This is a genomic window from Actinomadura sp. 9N215 (assembly GCF_044326345.1).
Taxonomy (GTDB): Bacteria; Actinomycetota; Actinomycetes; order Streptosporangiales; family Streptosporangiaceae; genus Spirillospora.
In genome coordinates, this window is the sequence record NZ_JBIRBA010000016.1 from 158,352 (window position 1) to 177,669 (window position 19,318).

12 protein-coding genes are annotated in these 19,318 nt (G+C 74.7%); 7 read left to right on the forward strand and 5 right to left on the reverse strand.

Annotation, left to right across the window (positions count from 1 at the left end; genetic code table 11):
* Nucleotides 1–170 precede the first annotated feature (170 nt).
* Together ACH34T_RS25630 and ACH34T_RS25635 are read right to left on the reverse strand one after the other, a co-directional pair.
* Nucleotides 171–1,112 (reverse strand): threonine/serine dehydratase, encoded by a 942-nt coding sequence (locus tag ACH34T_RS25630; RefSeq protein WP_396023464.1) that lies wholly within the window; start codon nt 1,110–1,112, stop codon nt 171–173.
* 155 nt (nt 1,113–1,267) lie between these two features.
* Nucleotides 1,268–2,149, reverse strand: coding sequence for a sigma-70 family RNA polymerase sigma factor (locus tag ACH34T_RS25635; RefSeq protein WP_396023465.1), 882 nt, complete (start codon nt 2,147–2,149; stop codon nt 1,268–1,270).
* Between the two features lie 140 nt (nt 2,150–2,289).
* Here ACH34T_RS25635 and ACH34T_RS25640 point away from each other — a divergent pair, with 140 nt between their 5' ends.
* On the forward strand, nt 2,290–4,440 hold the full coding sequence (locus tag ACH34T_RS25640; RefSeq protein ID WP_396023466.1) for an MMPL family transporter: 2,151 nt from the start codon (nt 2,290–2,292) through the stop codon (nt 4,438–4,440).
* 14 nt (nt 4,441–4,454) lie between these two features.
* Here the strand turns inward: ACH34T_RS25640 and ACH34T_RS25645 are convergent, their stop codons facing one another.
* Together ACH34T_RS25645 and ACH34T_RS25650 are read right to left on the reverse strand one after the other, a co-directional pair.
* Complete coding sequence (locus ACH34T_RS25645) at nt 4,455–5,639, reverse strand: RNA polymerase sigma factor (protein WP_396023519.1); 1,185 nt, start codon at nt 5,637–5,639, stop codon at nt 4,455–4,457.
* Between the two features lie 302 nt (nt 5,640–5,941).
* A complete protein-coding gene (locus ACH34T_RS25650) occupies nt 5,942–6,295 on the reverse strand; it encodes a YciI family protein (RefSeq protein WP_396023467.1) in 354 nt (117 codons plus the stop codon).
* 273 nt (nt 6,296–6,568) lie between these two features.
* On the opposite strand from ACH34T_RS25650, the gene ACH34T_RS25655 reads away from it, so the two are divergent.
* A complete protein-coding gene (locus ACH34T_RS25655; RefSeq protein WP_396023468.1) occupies nt 6,569–7,510 on the forward strand; it encodes a helix-turn-helix domain-containing protein in 942 nt (313 codons plus the stop codon).
* Between the two features lie 122 nt (nt 7,511–7,632).
* Here ACH34T_RS25655 and ACH34T_RS25660 read toward each other — a convergent pair whose 3' ends face one another.
* Nucleotides 7,633–8,193: a dihydrofolate reductase family protein gene (locus ACH34T_RS25660; protein ID WP_396023469.1), complete on the reverse strand. Its 561-nt coding sequence runs from the start codon at nt 8,191–8,193 to the stop codon at nt 7,633–7,635.
* A 115-nt stretch (nt 8,194–8,308) separates the two neighbouring features.
* On the opposite strand from ACH34T_RS25660, the gene ACH34T_RS25665 reads away from it, so the two are divergent.
* The 5 genes from ACH34T_RS25665 to ACH34T_RS25685 all read left to right on the forward strand — a co-directional run bounded on the left by ACH34T_RS25665 (nt 8,309) and on the right by ACH34T_RS25685 (nt 19,301).
* Nucleotides 8,309–11,674 carry a BTAD domain-containing putative transcriptional regulator gene (locus ACH34T_RS25665; protein WP_396023470.1) on the forward strand — a complete coding sequence of 1,122 codons (3,366 nt, stop codon included), beginning with the start codon at nt 8,309–8,311 and terminating at the stop codon, nt 11,672–11,674.
* A gap of 89 nt (nt 11,675–11,763) precedes the next feature.
* On the forward strand, nt 11,764–15,102 hold the full coding sequence (locus ACH34T_RS25670; protein ID WP_396023471.1) for an FtsX-like permease family protein: 3,339 nt from the start codon (nt 11,764–11,766) through the stop codon (nt 15,100–15,102).
* A complete protein-coding gene (locus ACH34T_RS25675; RefSeq protein WP_396023472.1) occupies nt 15,099–17,678 on the forward strand; it encodes an FtsX-like permease family protein in 2,580 nt (859 codons plus the stop codon). The genes ACH34T_RS25670 and ACH34T_RS25675 overlap by 4 nt, the downstream gene beginning before the upstream one ends.
* Nucleotides 17,675–18,610: an ABC transporter ATP-binding protein gene (locus ACH34T_RS25680; RefSeq protein WP_396023473.1), complete on the forward strand. Its 936-nt coding sequence runs from the start codon at nt 17,675–17,677 to the stop codon at nt 18,608–18,610. The genes ACH34T_RS25675 and ACH34T_RS25680 overlap by 4 nt, the downstream gene beginning before the upstream one ends.
* Nucleotides 18,603–19,301 (forward strand): ABC transporter ATP-binding protein, encoded by a 699-nt coding sequence (locus ACH34T_RS25685; RefSeq protein ID WP_396023474.1) that lies wholly within the window; start codon nt 18,603–18,605, stop codon nt 19,299–19,301. Before ACH34T_RS25680 ends, ACH34T_RS25685 begins: the two co-directional genes overlap by 8 nt.
* The last annotated feature ends 17 nt before the right edge of the window (nt 19,302–19,318 follow it).

The following is a 19,318-nucleotide window of genomic DNA, read 5'->3' on the forward strand; positions in this document are numbered from 1 at the left end:
CCGTGGCGGTCAGGGGCGTGGTGCTCAGGTCCGTGGCGCCGAGGCCGTGGCGGTCGGGGGCGGGGCGCGCAGGTCCGTGGCGCGCAGGTCCGTGGCGCCGAGGCCGTGGTGGTCAGGGGCGTGGCGGTCAGGGGCGTGGCGGCGAGGGCGTGGTGGTCAGGGGTGTGGGGTCAGAGCAGGTCGGATGGGTTGGTGTTGGCGCCGCAGAGGACGATCATGACGCGCTCGTCCGCGGACGGGCGGTAGGCGCCGGAGCGGAGTGCGGCCACGGCGGCGGCGGTGCCGTGCTCGATGACCAGGCGGTACTCGTCCCAGACGAACCGGCGCGCCTCGATGATCGCCTCCTCCGTGACGAGGACGGGACGGACCCCGGTCCGGGACGCGACGGAGAACGCGATCTCGCCGAGCCGGGAGGCGCCGAGCGAGTCGGCGGCGACGCCGGAGACGTCCACGTCGACCGGGCGTCCTTCGTGGAGGGCGCGTTCGAGGGTCGGGATCAGCTCGGGCTCGACGCCGACGACGCGGGCGCGTCCTTCCAGGGCGGCGGCGACGCCCGCCATCAGTCCCCCGCCGCCGACCGCCAGCAGGACGGTGTCGATCTCCCCGCCGGTCTGCTCCAGGATCTCGGCGCCGAGCGTGCCCTGACCGGCGCAGACCTCGGGGAGGTCGTAGGCGTGGCAGAACAGCGCCCCGGTGTCGGCGGCGCGCTTGGTCGCGGCGTCCTGCGCCTCGGCGTACCGGGTGCCGACCTGGACGACCGCGGCGCCGAGCGCGCGCAGCCGCGCGACCTTCACCGCGGGCGCGGTCTCCGGCACGTACACCTCGGCCGGGACGCCCGCCCGCGACGCCGCGTACGCGAACGCGAGGCCCGCGTTGCCGCCGGAGGGCGCGACGATCCCGGCGTCCGGCAGCCGCCCCTCGTCCCGCGCGGCGAGGATGTGGTTGAACGCGCCGCGCGCCTTGAACGACCCGGTGTGCTGGGTCAGCTCCAGCTTCAGCCATATGCGCGCGGCGGGCGCGAGCGGCGCCGGATCCACCGCGAGCACCGGTGTGCGGCGGACATGGCCCGCCACCCGGGCGCCGGCGGCGCGGACGTCTGAGCGATCGATCACCGGGGTTCCTCTCCGAGCTACGGCCTTCGTTTAAGTAGCAAACACCGTTTCGGACATGTTCCGACAGAGGTGGCCCGGGCCGGCTGGTTCGGCCGGGCCGGCTGGTTCGGTCGGTTCGGCTGGTCTGGCTGGTTCGATCGGTTCGGTCGGTCGGTTCAGTTGCTTGGTGCCGTCTGGATCTCCAGTAGGGCGATGTGGTCCGGGTCGGAGATCATTTCGATCTTGGTGATCTGCCCGTCGACGACGGTGAAGGCGAACACCGTGCGCGTCCGTCCGCCCGGCGCCCACACCAGCCCGGGGATCCCGTCGATGAAGGCGACGCGCGCCGCCTGGGCGCGGCCGCAGAAGGTGCCGGCGACGTCGGCCGGGCCCCGGACGATCCCGGGAAGGCCCCCGTCCACGGTGGCCCGGTCGGCGCGCAGGACCACGTCCGGGTGCAGGACGGAGATCAGCGCGGACAGGTCGCCGCGCCGTGCCGCCAGCAGGAACGCGTCGACGATGCGGCGCTGGCGCGCCGGGTCGGCGGCCCGCTCGGCGGACGCGCCCTGCACGCGCCGGCGGGCGCGGCTCGCCAGCTGCCGGACGGCGGCCGGATTGCGTTCCAGGATGGGCGCGATCTCGCCGAACGGCACGGAGAAGACGTCGTGCAGCACGAACGCGAGCCGCTCGGCGGGGGTGAGCGTGTCCAGCACCACGAGCATCGCGAGGCCGACGGAGTCGGCGAGCAGCGCCCGGCCCTCCGGATCGTGCTCGCCGCCGTCGGCGGCCGGTTCGGCGGGCGGCGGGTCCTCGTCCAGCGAGCCTTCGCGTCGTGCGGTCCGGGACTTGAGCATGTTGAGCGAGACCCGGGCGACGACCGTGGTCAGCCATCCCGGCAGGTTCTCCACATCGTCGGCGCCGGAGCGGCTGATCCGCAGCCACGCCTCCTGGAGGGCGTCGTCGGCCTCGCTCCGCGATCCGAGAAGCCGGTAGGCCACCTTCCGGAGGTGGGGCCGGTGCCCCTCGAAACGCGCGGCCAGATACTCCTCGTCGTTCATCGTCACACTCTCGTTTCGCGGGTTGTCAGTAGCTATGACCATCCGAAAAGCGTCGTTGTGACGAGCACGCACGGGAGCACGAGAAATGAACGAAGGCGTGTGCCGCCGGTGGGGGCATGGTCGATCCGAAGGGGAGCGTCATGCGTCGCTGGGCTGAATTCATGCTGGCCCATCGCAGGCTCGTGATGGTCTTCTGGCTTGTCGTGGCCGTCGCCGGGGGAGCGGCCGCCGGTCCGGTCACCGAACGGATGACGACCGAGTATTCGCTGCCGGGCGAACCGGGCAGCGAGACCGCCGAGCAGATCACCAGGACGTTCGGCAACGGCGGCTACACCGCGCCCTACCTGCTGACGGTGAGCTTCCCGGAGGGCAGGACGGTCGCGGGCGACCAGGCCGAGGTGGCAGCCGCGTTCGCCGACGTCCAGGCCAAGGTCCCGAACGTGCGGGTGCTGGATCAGGCGAACACCGGTGATCCGGCGTTCGTCACCGAGGACGGCCGCACCGCCTACGCGATGGTGTTCTTCCAGTACGACACGTCGGCGACGGCCAAGCTCCCGACCGACGAGATCCGCCGGGCGCTGGACACCGCCAAACCGCCGGGCACGACGATCGGCGTCACCGGCGAGACCGCCCTGGCCACGGGCTCGGAGTCGGAGGGGCCCGGCGTCCTCATCGAGGTGCTCATCGGGTCGGTCGGCGCGCTGGCAGTGCTGGCGTTTGTGTTCGCGTCGATGCTGGCGTTCCTGCCGCTGATCATCGCGGCCGCGTCGATCCTGGCGACGTTCCTGCTGCTGTTGCCGCTGAGCGAGCTGGGCACGTTCTCCGCCCTCGTGCAGTTCCTGATCGCGCTGATCGGGCTCGGGGTGGCGATCGACTACTCGCTGCTGGTGGTGACGCGGTGGCGGGAGGAACGCCATCGGGGCGCGGACAACCATGAGGCCGTGGTCATCGCGACGCGGACCGCCGGGCGCGCGGTGGTGTTCTCCGGAGTGACGGTCGCGATCGGGCTGCTGGCGCTGCTGGTGCTGCCGGTCCCGTTCATGCGCAGCGTCGGGGTGGGCGGCGCGCTGATCCCGCTGGCCAGCGTCGCGGCCACGCTCACGCTGACCCCGGCGGTGCTGGGCAGCGTCGGCCCCAGGTGGGACTGGCCGCGGGTCCGCCGCGAGGACTCGGCGAGCCGGTCGTGGAGCAGGTGGGCGGCCCTGATGGTGCGCCGCCGCCGGATCGCGGCGGGCGTGTCGGTCGTGGCGTTGCTGGCGCTGGTCGGGGCCTTCACCGGCATCAGGATCGGGATGGCCTCCAGCGACTCGCTGGCCGGGAGCGGGCCCGCCCACGAGGCGCTGGCCACCCTGGAGCGCGGCGGGGTCACCACCGGCAGCCTCACCCCGATCGAGGTGCTCACGTCCACCGGCGCGGCGAAGTCGGTGGCCGCCGAGCTGGGCGGGGTGCCGGGGATCGAGCGGGCCCTGGTGCCCGGCGACGCCGCGAGCAACCGGGACGGCAAGACGGTCGTGGTGCTGATCCCGGACGAGGAGACGGTCAACTCCAAGACCGTCGGCACGGTCGAGGACGTCATCGACCGCGCCGAGGACACGCCGGGCGTCCTGGGCGTCACCGGCACGGGGACGGCGCAGATCGACTTCCTCAACGCGGTGTACGGGAACTTCCCGCTGATGCTCGCGCTGATCGCGCTGCTCACCTACGTCCTGCTGGTGCGGGCGTTCCGGTCGCTGCTGCTGCCCCTGAAGGCGGTGCTGTTCAACCTGCTGTCGATGGGGGCGACGTTCGGGCTGGTCGTGGTGTTCTGGCAGCGGGGCTACGGGTCCGAGGTGGTCTTCGGCATCTCCGAGACGGGAGCGGTCACGTTCTGGGTTCCGCTCACCGTGTTCGCGTTCCTGTTCGGGCTGTCGATGGACTACGAGGTGTTCATCCTGGCCCGCATGCGCGAGGAGTACGACGCGTCGGGGTCCACCACGACCGCGATCGTGCGGGGCATCGGCCGCACCGGGCGGCTGGTGACCAGCGCGGCGCTGATCCTCTTTCTCGCGTTCGCGGCGCTGGCGTCGAGCCCCGCCACCGACCTGAAGGTGATGGCGACCGCGCTGGGGTTCGGGATCCTGCTGGACGCCACGGTCGTCCGGTCGATGCTGCTGCCGTCGCTGGTGTCGCTGATGGGCAGGTGGAACTGGTACCTGCCGGACTGGGTGGCGACGATCCTCCGGGTGGAGCCGTCCCGGCCGGTCGCCGTCCCACCCGAGCCGGACGCGTCCGCCCGGACCACGGTCGGCTGACCCCGGCGATCGGGTCAGTGCCGCGTGGGGTTGGCGAGGGCGGCGGCGCGGTCCAGGAGGATCTTGCGTTCGGGTGCGTTGCGGGTCAGCTCCGCGGCGCGCTCGAACTGCGTCCGGGCCTCGTCGACGCGTCCGAGCCTGGCGAGAAGGTCGCCGCGGACGCTGGGCAGCAGGTGGTACCCGCGCAGGGCGGGCTCGTCCACGAGGGTGTCGGCGAGTTCGAGGCCCTTCTCCGGGCCGTGCGCCATGCCGACCGCGACCGCCCGGTTCAGCTCCACGACCGGGGACGGGGCGACGCTCGCGAGGATCTCGTAGAGGGACGCGATCTGCGTCCAGTCGGTGTCCTCGGCGGTGAGGGCCTGGGCGTGGGACGCGGCGATCGCGGCCTGTAGAACGTAGGGCCCCGGCGGTTCGCCGATGGCCTTCGCGCGCAGCAGCGCGGCGAACCCGCGGTAGATGAGGAGGCGGTCCCAGAGGCCGCGGTCCTGGTCGGCGAGCGGGATCGGCTCGCCGGACGGCCCGGTCCGCGCCCGCGTGCGGGACGCCTGGATCTCCATCAGCGCGGCGAGCCCGTGCACCTCCGGCTCGCCCGGCGCCAGCTCGGCGAGGATCCGGCCGAGGCGCAGCGCCTCCTGGCACAGGTCCGTCCGGACCCAGTCGTCGCCGGCGGTCGCCGCGTACCCCTCGTTGAAGATCAGGTAGACGACCTCCAGGACGGACGCCAGCCGGGCTTCGCGGTCCGGCCCCTCGGGGACCTCGAACGGGACGCCCGCGTCCGCCAGGGTGCGCTTCGCCCGGACGATCCGCTGCGCCACGGTCGGCTCGGACGTGAGGAACGCCCGCGCGATCTCCTCGATGGTCAGGCCGCCGAGCATGCGCAGCGTCAGCGCGACCCTGGCCTGCGTGGACAGGACGGGATGGCACGCGGTGAAGACGAGGCGGAGCACGTCGTCCTCGATGTGCTCGTCGTCGGGGACGTCGAGCTCAGGCGGCGCCTGGGTCTCCAGGTCGCGGCCGATCTCTTCGAGCTTGTGCTCAAGCCTCTGGCGGCGGCGGATCCGGTCGATGGCGCGGCGCTTGCCGACGGCCATGAGCCAGGCGCCCGGGTTGTCCGGGACGCCTGACTCCGGCCACTGTTCGAGCGCGGCGACCAGCGCGTCCTGCGCGAGTTCCTCGGCGAGTCCGATGTCGTGCACCATCCGGGCGAGGCCGGCGATGATGCGGGCGGCCTCCAGCCGCCACACCGCGTCGACGCTCGCGTGCACGCCGGACCTGTCCGCACCGGACCTGTCCGCACCGGACCTGTCCGCGCGGGACCTGTCCGCGGCGGACCTGTCCGTGCGGGGTCTGTCCGCGCCGGGCTCGTGGGCTGTCGTCACGCTGCCGATGAGAGCACCCGCAGCGGCCGCCGCGCAAGCTCAGCGCCTGCTCACGGGCGGTCCGGCCGGCGGCTCACCGGCGGCCGGACCGTGGGCTCACCGGTGGGTCGGGCACCGGCGGGTCAGGCGCCGGGGAACGGGTCGCCGGGGCCGAAGACCTGCTTGATGACGCCCTCGCCGTCCCCGACGATCGAGTAGAAGCGCTTGGACAGCTCGATCGCCTCCTCCCGGCTGCGGACCTCGACCAGCGCGAACCCGACGACGGACTCCTTGGCCTCGGCGAACGGGCCGTCGGTGATGGTCACCTTGCCGCCGGACGAGGCGATGCGGACGCCGTGCGGCTCCAGCCCGCCGGTCGCCAGCAGCACCCCGGACTTGGACGTCTCCTCGATGAACCTGCCCATCTCGGCCAGCATGGCCTCGTCCGGCGGGGTGTCGCCCGAGTTGTCGTCCGTGGTCATCATCAAGAAGCGCATCGCGGTCTCCTGTGTCTCGCGGGCCGGTCCCTCCCGGCCCTTCACTGACGCGTCGAAGAAGGGCCGGCCGGATCGACATCGCCGCCCGAACTTCTTCCAAGATTTTCTCGAAGCCGTATCGTCCCAGGTCAAGGGGCATGCGCGCGCGGCGGTCCGGCGCATCCGCCGAGATTGCCATGAAACCGGACAATCGGGATAGCTGGGCAAGTCAGGGATTTACGAGTAACTTCTCCGAAGAGAAAGGTTCTTGCGCGGCGAGGAGGCGTCCCGTTCATGAGCGCGAGCGAGCACCAGGACGACGTGGCCGAGACCTGGCCGGCACGGGTCGTCCCGCCGCAGCGGCGCGCGCGGGAGCACCGGACGGCGGGCCCGACGGTGCTGCGGATGCTGGTCGGGTCGCAGCTGCGCCGGTTCCGCGAGGCGGCGCGGATCTCCACCGAGGACGCCGGCTACGAGATCCGCGGCTCCCACTCCAAGATCAGCCGGATGGAGCTGGGCCGCGTCGGCCTCAAGGAACGCGACGTCGCCGACCTGCTCAGCCTCTACGGCGTGACCGACCCCGCCCGCCGGGAGTCGCTGCTGGACCTCGTCGAGCTGGCGAACCGGCCCAGCTGGTGGCAGGAGTACGGCGACATGGTCCCCGCCTGGTTCGAGCCCTATCTCGGGCTGGAGCAGGGCGCCGTGGTCGCCCGCGTGTACGAGGTCCAGGACGTCCCCGAACTGCTCCAGACCCCCGGCTACGCGCGCGCCCTGCTGATGGCCCGGCACCCGGAGGCCCCGGCGGACGAGATCGAGCGGCGGGTCGAGCTGCGGATGCGGCGCCGCCACCGCGTGTTCGAGCGCCCAGGCCCGCTGAAGCTGTGGGCCGTCCTGGACGAGGCGGCGCTGCGCCGCGCGGTCGGCGGCGCCGAGACGATGCGCGAGCAGCTCCGCTTCCTGATCGACATGTCGTGGCTGCCGAACGTGACCGTGCAGATCCTGCCGTTCGCGTCGGGCGGGCACGCGGCCGAGTGCGGGCCGGTGACGCTGCTGCGGTTCGCCGAGCCCGAACTGCCCGACGTGGTCTACCTGGAGCAGCTCTCCGGCGCCCTCTACCCGGACCGGGCCGCCGACATCGCCAGGTACCGGGACGTCCTGAACCGGCTCGGCCTGCAGGCGGAGCCGCCCGTCCGGACGCCCGGCATCCTGAAGAGCGTGCTCGACCAGCTTCCCTGAGACCGGGCGGTGGGGAGCCGGGCGGCGCTCCGCAGGCAGGCGCCGCCCGGTGCCCGGCCACCGGCCGCACCGACGATCGGCCCACAGGCCGCGCCGACGATCGGCCGCCCGGCACGGCGCCGCTACTTCGCGACGGGGGTGTAGGTCGCGACGATCACGCCGGTCTTGAAGGACTTCGTGTCCGCCAGCTCGAACGTCGCGGAGAAGTCCGGGCGGGTGAGCAGCTCCGCCGGGTCGCCGGTGCCGACGACGACCGGGTGGATCCAGAGGCGCAGCTCGTCCAGCAGTCCGTTGTCGACGAGCGTCCGCGACACCGGGCCGAAGCCGTACTGCACGATGTCCTGGCCGTCCTGCTCCTTCAGCTTGGTGATCTCCGCGACGGCGTCCGCCCGCCGGATCACCGTGGTGTCGCCCCAGCCGGGCTTGTTCAGCGTGTCGGACACGACGTAGTGGGGCAGGTTGTTCATCCGGACGCCGTAGTCGCCGGTCGCCTCCTCCATCGCGGGCCAGGCCTGCGAGAAGCCGTCGAACGTCGCGCGTCCCATGAGGACGGCGCCGCAGGAGAACAGCAGGTCGCGGGCGTAGGCGGCGGCCTCGTCCTGGAAGTAGGCCGAGGTCCAGTTCTGCGGGTTCTCGATGACGCCGTCCAGCGAGATGTAGGTCGAGCTGATGATCTTGCGCATGGTGTCCTCCGTTGTCGATCGTTCGCCTTCCGGCGAGCTGGAACCACTGTGCACCGGACCTATTACCGGATTCTTACCGTCCTTTTTCGCGGGCTGGCGCGGCTAGGGTCGGAGGGTGCGCTTCGGAGTGCTCGGACCGCTCGCCGTCTGGACGGACGACGGCGAGCTCGTTCCGGTGCCCGGGCTGAAGGTCCGCGCGCTGCTGGCGGACCTGCTGGTCAACGAGGGACGTCCGGTGCCCGCCGACCGGCTGATCGACGACCTGTGGGGCGAGGCGCCGCCGGGGAACCCGATGGGCTCGCTGTCGGTGAAGGTGTCCCAGCTGCGGCGGGTGCTGGAGGACGCGGAGCCCGGCGCGCGGGCGCTGGTGGTGTCGCGCCCCGCCGGATACCTGCTGGACGCGGACGGCAAGCCGGACCGCGAGCCAAGCCGCAAGCCCGGCAGCGAGCAGGGCGGCGAGCAGGGCGGTGAGCGGGACGGCAAGCCGGGCGGGGAGCGGGACGGCAAGCCGGGCGGTGAGCGAGGCGGGCGCGTTGACGCGCGGCGGTTCCAGGCCCTGGTGGACGAGGCGCGCCGGGCGGGCGAGCCGAAGGAGAAGGCGGCCCTGCTGGCCGAGGCGCTCGGCATCTGGCGCGGCCCCGCGTTCGCCGACTTCGCCGACGAGCCGTTCACGCGGGCGGCGTCCGCGCGGCTCGAAGAGCTGCGGCTGACCGCGCTGGAGGAGCAGGCCGAGGCGCGGCTCCTGCTGGGCGAGCACGGGGCGCTGGCCGGGGAGCTCGGCGACGCGGTCGCCGCGCATCCGCTGCGCGAGCGATTGCGGGCCGCGCACATGCTGGCGCTGTACCGGGCGGGCCGGCAGAGCGAGGCGCTGGAGAGCTTCGAGCGGCACCGGACGGCGGTCGCCGACGAGCTGGGCCTCGACCCCGGCGCCGAGCTGGCCGGCCTGCAGCGCGCGATCCTGCGGCAGGACCAGGCGCTGAAGGCGCCGCTGCCGCCCGAGCGCGCCGGGCCGCGGTCGAACCTGCCCGTCCCGCCGACCGAGCTGATCGGACGCGAGGACGCCGTCCGGGAGATCCGCGCCAGGATCGGCACCGACCGGCTGGTCACGCTGACCGGGCCGGGCGGCGTCGGCAAGACCCGGCTGGCGGTGGAGGCGGCCGCCGGGCTGGTGGACGCGTTCGGCGACGGCGTCTGGATGGCGGAGCTGGCCGGGTTCGAGCGCTCGACGGTGCCCGACCTGGCCGAGGTCGTCACGGCGCTCCTCGACATCCGGGACGCGCCGGGCGCGCCGGAGGCGGCGCTCGACCGGCTCGCGGCGGCGCTCGGCGCCCGCCGGCTGCTGCTCGTCCTGGACAACTGCGAGCACGTGATCGAGCAGGCCGCCGAGCTGGCGGAGCGGCTGCTGCGCCGGGTCCCGGGGGTGCGGATCCTCGCGACGAGCCGGGAGCCGCTGGGGCTGCCCGGCGAGGTGGTGTGGGCCGTCCCGCCGCTGGACGTCCCCGGCGACGGCGACGACTCGGCGGCGAGCGGAGCGAGCGCGGCGAGCGCGGTGCGGTTGTTCGCGGCGCGGGCGGGGGCGGCGTCCCGGGGGTTCAGGCTCGACGCGTCGACGGCCGGGCCGGTCGGGGAGCTGTGCCGCCGTCTCGACGGGATCCCGCTCGCGCTGGAGCTGGCCGCGACGAAGGTGCGGACGCTCGGCGTCGAGGGCCTCGTCGCCCGGCTGGACGACCGGTTCCGGGTGCTGTCGTCCGGGCATCGCGGCGCTCCGGCCCGGCAGCGCACGCTCACCGCGGTGATCGACTGGAGCTGGGACCTGCTGACCGGGCCGGAGCGGGCCGTCCTGCGGAGGCTGTCCGTGCACGCCGACGGCTGCGCGCTGGAGTCCGCGGAGGCGGTGTGCGCGGGCGGGGACGTCCCCGCGGCGGAGGTCCTGGACGTGCTGGTCCGGCTGGTCGACCGCTCGCTGGTCGTCATGGCGGAGCGGCCGGACGGCCCGCCCCGGTACCGGCTGCTGGAGTCGGTCGCCGCGTACGCCGCCGAGCGGCTGGCCGAGGCCGGGGAGGACGAGGACGTCCGGCGGGCGCACGGCCGCCACTACCTCGACCTGGCGGAGCGGGCCGAGCGCCACCTTTACGGCCACGACCAGGCGACTTGGCTGCGGACTCTCGACACCGAGGCCGCCAACGTCCGCACCGCGCTGGACGCGGCCGTCGCCGCCCGCGCGCCAGAGGAGGCGTTGCGGCTGGTCAACGCGCTGGCCTGGTACTGGTTCCTGCGCGGCAGGCTGACCGAGGCGCTGCGCTCGCTGGACGCCGCGCTCGCGCTGGACGGCGGCCCGCCCGGCCCGCGGGCGCGGGCGCTGACGTGGCGGGCGGGGCTGGCGGTCCTGAAGGGCGCAGGCGGCGACCCGGCGGCCCGCGACGAGGCGCTGCGGCTCGTGGACGCGTCCGGCGACCCGGGCCTGCGGGCCTGGGCGCGCTGGTTCCTGACGTTCGCCCATTTCGACGTTGAGGACACCGCCGCCGGAGCGGCGACGCTGGCCGAGGCGCTGGCCGGGTTCCGCGCGTGCGGCGACCGGTGGGGCGAGGCGGCGTCGCTGGTCCTGCGGGCCAAGCAGGCGCACGCGCACGGCGACCCGGCCGCGCTGCGGCGCGACGCCGAGCGGGCGGCGACGCTGTTCGGCGAGCTCGGCGACCGGTGGGGGCAGCTCCAGGCCGTCGAGTGGCTCGGCGGGCTGGCGGAGCTGACCGGCGACTACGACCGGGCGGAACGGCTCCAGGTCGACGGGCAGCGGATGGCCGAGGAGCTGCACATGTGGCCGGACGCCGCCGTCCGGATGGCGTGGCGCGGCTGGATCGCGCATCTGCGGGGCGACCCGTCCGCCGCGCGGCGGCTCTTCGGCCGGGCGCTGCGCATGGCCGTGGAGCAGGGCCACGTGGGTGCGGTCACGTTCGCCGAGATCGGTCTCGGGCTGGCGGCGTGCGCCGAGGGACGGCTCGACGACGCCGAAGACCGCCTCGAACCTCTGCTCAGGGCCGCGTCGCCGGAGGAGTTCCCGCCGCTGTACCTGCCGCTGGTGCAGAGCGCGCTCGGCCAGGTCGCGGTCGCCCGCGGCGACGCGTCCGCCGCCCTCGTCTACCAGCGCGACGCCCTGACCGTGGCGCTCCGGCTGGAGGCGCCCCGGGACACGGCTGCGGCGCTGGAGGGGCTGGCCTGCGCGCTGGCGCTGTCCGGACGGCCCCGCGACGCGGCCGAGGCGCTCGGCAGGGCGGCGTCCGTAAGGGAGTCGACCGGCGTCCGCGCCGGGCATGGCGAGCAGGCCGAGGCCGACCGTGCCGAGGAGCGCGCCCGGAGCGCGCTCGGCGCCGAGGCGTTCGCGGCGGCGTTCGAGGCGGGGGCGGCGCTGGAGCCCGCGGAGATCCTGCGGCGCGCCGAGGCCGTCCCGCCGGAGGGGCCCTCGATCTGGGTCCGTAATAGGTAATTTGTCCTTATTGCGAGTGCGTTGCGAAACGGCACAGAATCATCACGACCCCTTGTGGCGCCCGCGGCCTTGAATGATCATGAGCGGTCGTGAGGCGACGGGGGCTGGTACTCAGGCGGATGGCGGGCGACAGGACGCTCATCCTGGCCGCGTGCGCGACCGCGCTGTTCGCCACCACCGTCCTCGCCGCGCTCGTCGGCTACACCGGATCCGTCACCCGCGAAGGGCTCCGCCGCACCCTCGCCGACGCGACGTTCGAGTCGGTCGGCATCACCGTCGGCACCCACGTCCCCGCGGGCGGGCTCGACAAGGTGCGAGGCCAGGTCGACCAGGCGCTCAAGCGGATGTACGGGGAGGACGTCCCGCTCGCGGTCTCGGTCGGCGTCCGCAGCGACTCCTACACCCTGCCCGGGCAGGAGAAGAGCGAGCACCCCGAGCTGACCGCGTTCGGCACCTACACCGGGATCGAGAAGCACGCGCGGCTGACGCGCGGACGCTGGCCGGGCGCCGACCCCGCCGCCGCGCGCGAAGGCGAGGTGCAGGCGGCCCTGCCCGGCGCCGCCGCCCGCGCCATGCGCACCGGGGTGGACGACGTCCTCACCGTTCGCGGCCGGGTCGACAAGGAGTCGGTCGTCAGGGTCCGCGTCGTCGGGCTGTTCGACGTCCCCGACCCGGAGAGCTACTTCTGGCAGGGCGACCGGCTCATCACGACCGGCGTCGAGAAGCTCGACTACACGACGTACGGGCCGTTCGTGGTGCCGCCCGCGGTGTTCGCGGCCCGCTTCACCGGGACCGGCGCGGACGCCCGCTTCACGGTCCTGCCCGACCTGCGCGGCGTCGGGTCCGGCGAGCTCGGGCCCCTCGGCGACCGCGTCGCGAAGGCGGAGGAGACGTTCAAGGAGGCCGGCGGCGGGGCGCAGTTCTCCGTGGTGACCGGGCTGCCTGAACTCACCGCGCAACTCGACGACGCCATTCTCGTGGCGCGCTCCACGATGCTGATCCCGGTGATCCAGCTGATCCTGCTGGCCGGGGTCGCGTGGCTGCTCGTCGCCCGGCTGCTGGCCGACCACCGGCGCGGCGAGGTCGCGCTGCTGCGGACCCGGGGCATGGGCATGCGGCAGCTCGCCCGCCTCGGCCTCGCCGAAGGGCTGCTGATCGTCCTCCCGGCCGCGGTGCTCGGCCCGCTGCTGGCGCCGCCCCTGCTGCGGCTCGCCGCGCACGCCCCGACCGTCCGCGACTCCGGGCTGCGGCTGGACGCCGGGCCCGCGGCCCCGCTCTGGATCGTGTCGGTCGCGACCGCGCTGATCTGCGCGGTCGCCCTGACGGTCCCCACGATGCGCGGCGCGAACCGCACCTTCGTCGAGGCGCAGGCCGGGATCGGCCGGACCGGCAGGCTGCGCGGATCAGGCGCCGACCTGGCGCTCCTCCTCGTCGCCGGGCTCGCCGTCTGGCAGCTCACCCGGTACGGGGCGGACGGCACCGGCGGCGGGGGCGGCACGTCCGGGATCGACCCGCTCATCGTGTCCGGACCGGCGCTCGCGCTGCTCGCCGGCGGGGTGCTGCTGCTCCGGCTGGTGCCGGTGACGTCCCGGATCGCCGAACGCGCCGCGACGAAGGGGCGCGGGCTCGTCCCCGCCCTCGGCACCCGGCAGGTCGGACGGCGCCGCCTCCGGTACGCGGGGCCCGTCCTGCTGCTCGTCATGGCGATGGCGGTCGGGGTCCTGTCGGTGACGACGATGGCGACCTGGCGCCGCTCGCAGACCGACCAGGCCGACTTCCAGGCCGCCGCCGACCTGCGCGTCACCCGCGCGACCGGCCCGCAGGCCCCGGCGGTTCTCGGGCAGGGCGGACGCGTCGCGGCGCTGCCCGGCGTCACCGCGGCGACCGCGGTGCTGCGCACCGACGCCGACCTCGGCAACGCCCCCGCGACGCTGCTCGCCGCCGACACCGGGACGCTCGGCCCGATCCTGCGCGTCCAGCCCGGCCTCCGGGACGACCTGCGGCTGGACGAGCTCGCCAAGGCACGTCCCGCCGCTCCGGCCCTGACCGTCCCGGGCAAGCCCGGACGGCTCCTGTTCGACGTCCGGCTCAGCCGCGCCGGGCCGGTGCCCCCCAACCAGCTGAACTACAAGCCGCCTGCGAACCACCCCTACAAGGTGGCGGTGACCATCGGGGACGCGCACGGGCTGGCCCAGCGGGCCACCCTGCCCGGCATCGTCGCGGACGGCCGCGCGCACACCCTCGCGCTGGACGCCGCCGCCTTGGCCGGGCCGGGCGGCGCCCTGACCTACCCGCTGTCGGTCCGGGGCGTCCACTACTCCTACGACGACAACCCCTTCTCCGGGCAGCTCGACCTGGAACTCCTGCACGTGCGGGGCGACGGCACCGGGGACGCGGCGCCGACCGCCGGAGCCCGCTGGGACGCGTTCGTCCAGCCGCAGGAGGCGATGCCGATAGCGACCGCGGACGCCGCGAAGGGCGCGCTGACGAAGCTCGCCATCCCGCCGCCTCCGTCGTGGGCCGGGGACGCGACCTTCTCCGGCGCCATCGGGAGCGTCCACGCCATGCTCATCACGGGGACGGCGCCGCCGTCCAGGGGCAGGGCCGCCGGGACGAACACCGACCTCCAGCCGCTCGTGCCTGGCGTCATCACCGAGGAGACGGCGCGCCGCGCCAACGTCGGCGTCGGCGGCACGGTCACCGTCAGCACGGTCGACGGAGAGCAGCCGGTGAAGGTGCTCGGGATCGCGCCCGCGCTGCCGAGCGTCCCGCCCGGCGAGCCCGGCGTCCTCGTCGACCTGCCGACGCTGACCGGCGCCCGGCTCACCGCGAACGGCACCGCCCCGGCGAGCATCGCGCCCGGCGAATGGTGGACGTCCGTGCGCGACGGCCGCACCGCCCCGGCCGCGCGGGCGCTGACCGGCCACGCCGCCTGGGGGGAGATCGCCGCGGACCGCGCCGAGCTGCGCTCCCGCCTCCGCGACGCCCCGCTCGGCGCGGCGCTCCAGGGCGCGCTGGTGCTCGGCTTCGCCGCCGCGCTCGCGTTCGCCGTCATCGCGTTCGTCGTGAACGCGGCGGTGACGGCGGGCGAGCGGACCCGCGAGTTCGCCGTGCTGCGGGCGCTCGGCGTCCATCCCCGGCAGGTCACCGGGGTCCTCGCGATCGAGCAGGCGTACCTGGTCGTGATCGGCCTGCTCGGCGGGACGCTCCTCGGCCTGGTCGTGGCGCGGCTGGTCGTCCCGCACGTCGTGCTGAGCGTGCAGGCCGCCGAGCCGTACCCGCCCGCCGAACTGGTCGTCCACTGGCCCGTGGTGCTGGGCATGGTCGCGGGGGTGGCGGCGGTGCTCGGCCTGGTCCTGCCGCCGGTGATCCGGATGCTGCGCCGCCGCAACCTCGGCGCCGGGCTGCGCGTAGGGGAGGAACGATGAGGGGGCTTGTGCGTGCGCAGTGGGCGCCGGTCGTCGCCCTCGCCGTGCTGACGGTGGTGTCCGCGCTGCTCGCCGTCGTCCTCCCGGCCCGGATGGCCGCCGGTTACGACCGGAGCGCGGCGGCCGCCGCCGGATCGGGCGCCGACGTCCGGGTCGAGGGCAGGGCGGCGGACCTCGCGGCGACGACGGCCGTGCCGAGCGAGGACGGGCTGATCTCCCACGGCCTCACCTGGCAGCAGCTGATGCCGTCGTCGCTGCGCGCGGTGACCGGGCAGCCGGAGGCGTCCGCCACCGGCGACCGCATGGTCGTCGACGGGCAGTTCATCCGGCCGCGGCTCCTCTACCTCGGCTGGGACGTCGGCGCCTGGGGACGCGTCCGGGTCGTCGCGGGCGCGCCCGCGCACAACTTCGACCTGAAGCCGGGCGAGGACCTGCGCGTCATGGTCTCCAAGAAGTACGCCGACCAGCTCGGCTACAAGGTCGGCGACCGCATCACGGCGGGCGGCGCGCCCGAGGGCACCACGCTGCGCGTCCAGATCACCGGCCTGTACGCGCCGGTGAACGCCGCCGACCCGTACTGGACGCCGCGCGCCAGAATCCTGCACTCGACGAGCGAGTCGGTCGGCGGGGCCGAGGGGCTGAAGGCCGACGCTGGCACGGCGCTGATCGACGGTGCCGGGTACGCCAGGCTCGCGCGGACGCCGGGCTGGTACTTCACCTTCAGCTGGCGGTTCCCGGTCCGCCCGGAAGCGATCAAGGCGGGCGACGCGCGCGCGACGGCCGGCGAGATGGACGCCTTCCGCTCCGCGGTCCGAGGCCGCACCGGCATCTTCCCGTGCTCCGTCGTCGCCGCGCTGGACGACCGGCTGAACGCGTTCGCCGACCGGCTCCGCACCGCCGAGTCCGTCCTCGGGCTGGCGCTCGGCGGGCTCGCCGCCGTCGCCGCCGGGGTGCTGCTGCTGGCCGCCGGGCTCCTCGGCGAACGGCTCAGACCCGTCCTCTGGACGATGCGGGCGCGCGGCGCGTCGCTGCGGCAGCTCGCCGTGCCCGCCGCCGGGCTGACGGCGCTCGCCGTCGTCCCGTCCGCCGCCCTCGGATACGCCGCCGGACGCCTGCTGGACGCCGGGCCGCCGCAACCCAGCTCGATCTACGCGGTCGCGGCGCCGGTCGTCGCCGTCCTCGTCGTGTCGATCGTCATGGTGCTGCGGGAGCGGTACGCGGGCGTGGGGTCGTCGTCGGGCCGCCGGGACGACCTGGTCTCGGCGCGGCCGTCCCGGCGGCGGTTCGTCCTGGACGCGATGCTCGTCGCGCTCGCCGTGATCGGCGCAGTGCTGCTGCGGCAGCGCGGGGAGACCGCGGGCACCGACCCGCTGATCGCCGCCGTCCCGGTGCTGCTCGGCGCCGCGCTCGCCGTGCTGGTCCTGCGCGTCTACCCGTACCTGCTGCGCGGCGCCGGGCCGTTCCTGCGGCGGCGCCGGGGCGCGGTCGCCTTCATCGGCGTCGCCCGCGCCTCCCGGCAGAGCCTCGTCGGCGCGCTGCCGCTCGTCGTCCTGCTGCTCGCCGCCACCGTGGCGGGCTTCACCGCGACCGTGGACACCGCGCTGCGAAACGGGCAGGAACGCGCGTCCTGGGCCGAGGTCGGCGCCGAAGCCCGCATCGAGGCCGGGCCGATGGACGACGCGCGCCTCCACCGGATCCGCGGCGTCCCCGGCGTGACCGGCGCCGTGCGCGCCCGCGTCATCACGGAGGTGACGACCCAGTCGAACACGGCGCCCATGACGGTGGTCGGCGTGGACCTCGCCGCCTACCGCGACCTGGCGCCCGCCGTGCCGGGCGTTCCGAGGTCGTCCGGGGCACTGGCGTCGCCGCTCGCCGTCCGCACCATGGGCCCCGGCGGCGTGACGCTCAGCCGCGCTGGCATGGACCCGATCCGCGTCGAGTCGCCCGGCGTGATCGAGCACTTCCCCGGGCAGCCGCGGGGGAGCGCGTTCGTCATCGTCCCGTACAAGGCCATCGCGGGCTCGACCGGCTTCCCGTCGCAGGTCTTCGTGTCCGGGAGCGGCCTGGACGCCGAACGGCTCAGCGCCGCCGCCCCCGGACGCGGCGTCCAGATCCGCCAGGACGTGCTGCGCTCCATGACCGGCACGCCGCTGGTGTCCGTCGTCCGCGACACGTTCCGGGACGGCTCGATCATCGGCGGCGCCTTCGGGCTCCTCGCCGTCCTGCTCGTCCTCGTCGTCGGGGCCCGCGCCCGCGGCCGCACCGTCGCGCACCTGCGGGCCCTCGGCCTCAGCAGGCGGCAGAGCCGCGGCCTCGCCCTCGTCGAGATCGCGCCCGTGCTGCTGTGCGCGGTCGGCGCGGGCTGGGTGCTGGGCCTGCTGCTGCCCGAGATCACCGGCCCTGCCGTCGACCTCGGGCCCTACACCGGCGGCTACGCCGTCACCGCCCATGTCCCGAGCCTGCCCGCGCTGCTCGGGCTGCTCGGGACGCTGCTGCTGGCGGCGGCCGCCGCGGTCGCCGTGGACCGCGCCTTCGACGCCCGCCCCGGAACCGTCCTGAGAACGGGGGACTCATGAGTACCGACGCACCCGACCTCGCCGAGTTGGAGCGGCGCGCCGCCGAGCGCGGCCCCGTCTACGGCGAGGGCGCGCACATCGTGTGCGACAACCTCGTCCGCATCTACAAGACCGACGGGATCGAGGTCGTCGCGCTCCAGGGGCTCGACCTGCTCGTCGATCCGGGCGAGCTCGTCGCGATCGTCGGGGCGTCGGGCAGCGGGAAGTCCACGCTGCTGAACATCCTGTCCGGGCTCGACGTGCCGACCGCCGGGGTCGCCCGCGTCGCCGGGTCGGACCTGCTGACGATGGCGTCCAAGGAGCGGCTGCGGTTCCGGCGCGAGCAGGTCGGGTTCGTCTGGCAGCAGACGTCCCGCAACCTGCTCCCGTACCTGACGGCCGCGCAGAACGTCGAGCTGCCGATGCGGTTCGCCGGACGGTCCCGCCGCGAGCGCGCCACCCGCGCCGCGGAACTGCTCGGCATGCTCGGCGTCGGCGACTGCGCGAGCCGCCGCCCGCAGGAGTTGTCCGGCGGGCAGCAGCAGCGCATCGCCATCGCCGTGGCCGTCGCGAACGAGCCCCACGTCGTCCTCGCCGACGAGCCGACCGGCGAGCTCGACACCGCAACCGCCGCCGAGGTCTTCGCCGCGCTCCGCCGCGTCAACGAGGAGCTCGGCACCACCGCCGTCGTCGTCACCCACGACCCGCAGGTGTCCGAGCGCGTGGACCGCACGATCGGCATCCGCGACGGCCGCACCAGCAGCGAGGTCCGCCGCCGCTCCGCGGACGACGGCACCCGCACCGCCGAGGAGTACGCCGTGCTCGACCGCGTCGGACGCGTCCAGCTCCCCAAGGGGTTCACCGCGGCCCTGGACATGCGCGACCGCGTCCGGCTGAACCTGGAGACCGACCACGTCGGCGTCTGGCCCGACCGGAGGGAGAGCGATGAGTGAGCCGATGGTGGTCGTGGAGGCGCTCACCCGCACCTTCCGGACCGGGGACGTGGAGGTCCAGGCGCTGCGCGGCGCGTCCTTCACCGTGGCCGCCGGCGAGCTCGTCGCGATCAAGGGCCGGTCCGGCTCGGGGAAGACGACCCTGCTCAACCTCATCGGCGGCCTGGAGACCCCGGACGGCGGCGCCGTCCGCGTGAACGGCGGCGACGTCGGCGCCCTCGGCGAGGACGAGCTCCTCGCCCTGCGCCGCGACCACATCGGGTACATCTTCCAGTCGCACGGGCTGATCCCCGTCCTGTCGGCCGCGGAGAACGTCGAGATCCCGCTGCGCCTCGTCCGCACGCCCCCGGCGGAACGCGACGAGCGCGTCCGCGTCCTGCTGGGCCTCGTCGGCCTGGCCGACCACGCCGCCCAGCGCCCGTACGAGCTGTCCGGCGGCCAGCGTCAGCGCGTCGCCATCGCCCGCGCCCTCGCCAACCGCCCCCGCCTGCTCCTCGCCGACGAGCCCACCGGCCAGCTCGACTCCGAGACCGCCTCGGCGATCATGCCGCTGCTGCGCGCCGTCGTCTCCAGCGAGGGCGTCACCGTCATCGTCGCCACCCACGACGAGGCCCTCCTCGCCGAGGCCGACCGCGTCCTCAACCTGGAAGACGGCATCACCACCGAAACCCCCGTCCCCACCCCCGGCTGACGCCGGTTGCTCCCTCG

Bases quoted from the DNA above. Each gene is read 5' to 3' on its own strand.
- ACH34T_RS25635 (WP_396023465.1), bottom strand. From the start codon at position 2,149: ATGAACGACGAGGAGTATCTGGCCGCGCGTTTCGAGGGGCACCGGCCC.
- ACH34T_RS25640 (WP_396023466.1), top strand. From the start codon at position 2,290: ATGCGTCGCTGGGCTGAATTCATGCTGGCCCATCGCAGGCTCGTGATG.
- ACH34T_RS25645 (WP_396023519.1), bottom strand. From the start codon at position 5,639: ATGGTGCACGACATCGGACTCGCCGAGGAACTCGCGCAGGACGCGCTG.
- ACH34T_RS25650 (WP_396023467.1), bottom strand. From the start codon at position 6,295: ATGCGCTTCTTGATGATGACCACGGACGACAACTCGGGCGACACCCCG.
- ACH34T_RS25655 (WP_396023468.1), top strand. From the start codon at position 6,569: ATGAGCGCGAGCGAGCACCAGGACGACGTGGCCGAGACCTGGCCGGCA.
- ACH34T_RS25660 (WP_396023469.1), bottom strand. From the start codon at position 8,193: ATGCGCAAGATCATCAGCTCGACCTACATCTCGCTGGACGGCGTCATC.
- ACH34T_RS25675 (WP_396023472.1), top strand. From the start codon at position 15,099: ATGAGGGGGCTTGTGCGTGCGCAGTGGGCGCCGGTCGTCGCCCTCGCC.
- ACH34T_RS25680 (WP_396023473.1), top strand. From the start codon at position 17,675: ATGAGTACCGACGCACCCGACCTCGCCGAGTTGGAGCGGCGCGCCGCC.
- ACH34T_RS25685 (WP_396023474.1), top strand. From the start codon at position 18,603: ATGAGTGAGCCGATGGTGGTCGTGGAGGCGCTCACCCGCACCTTCCGG.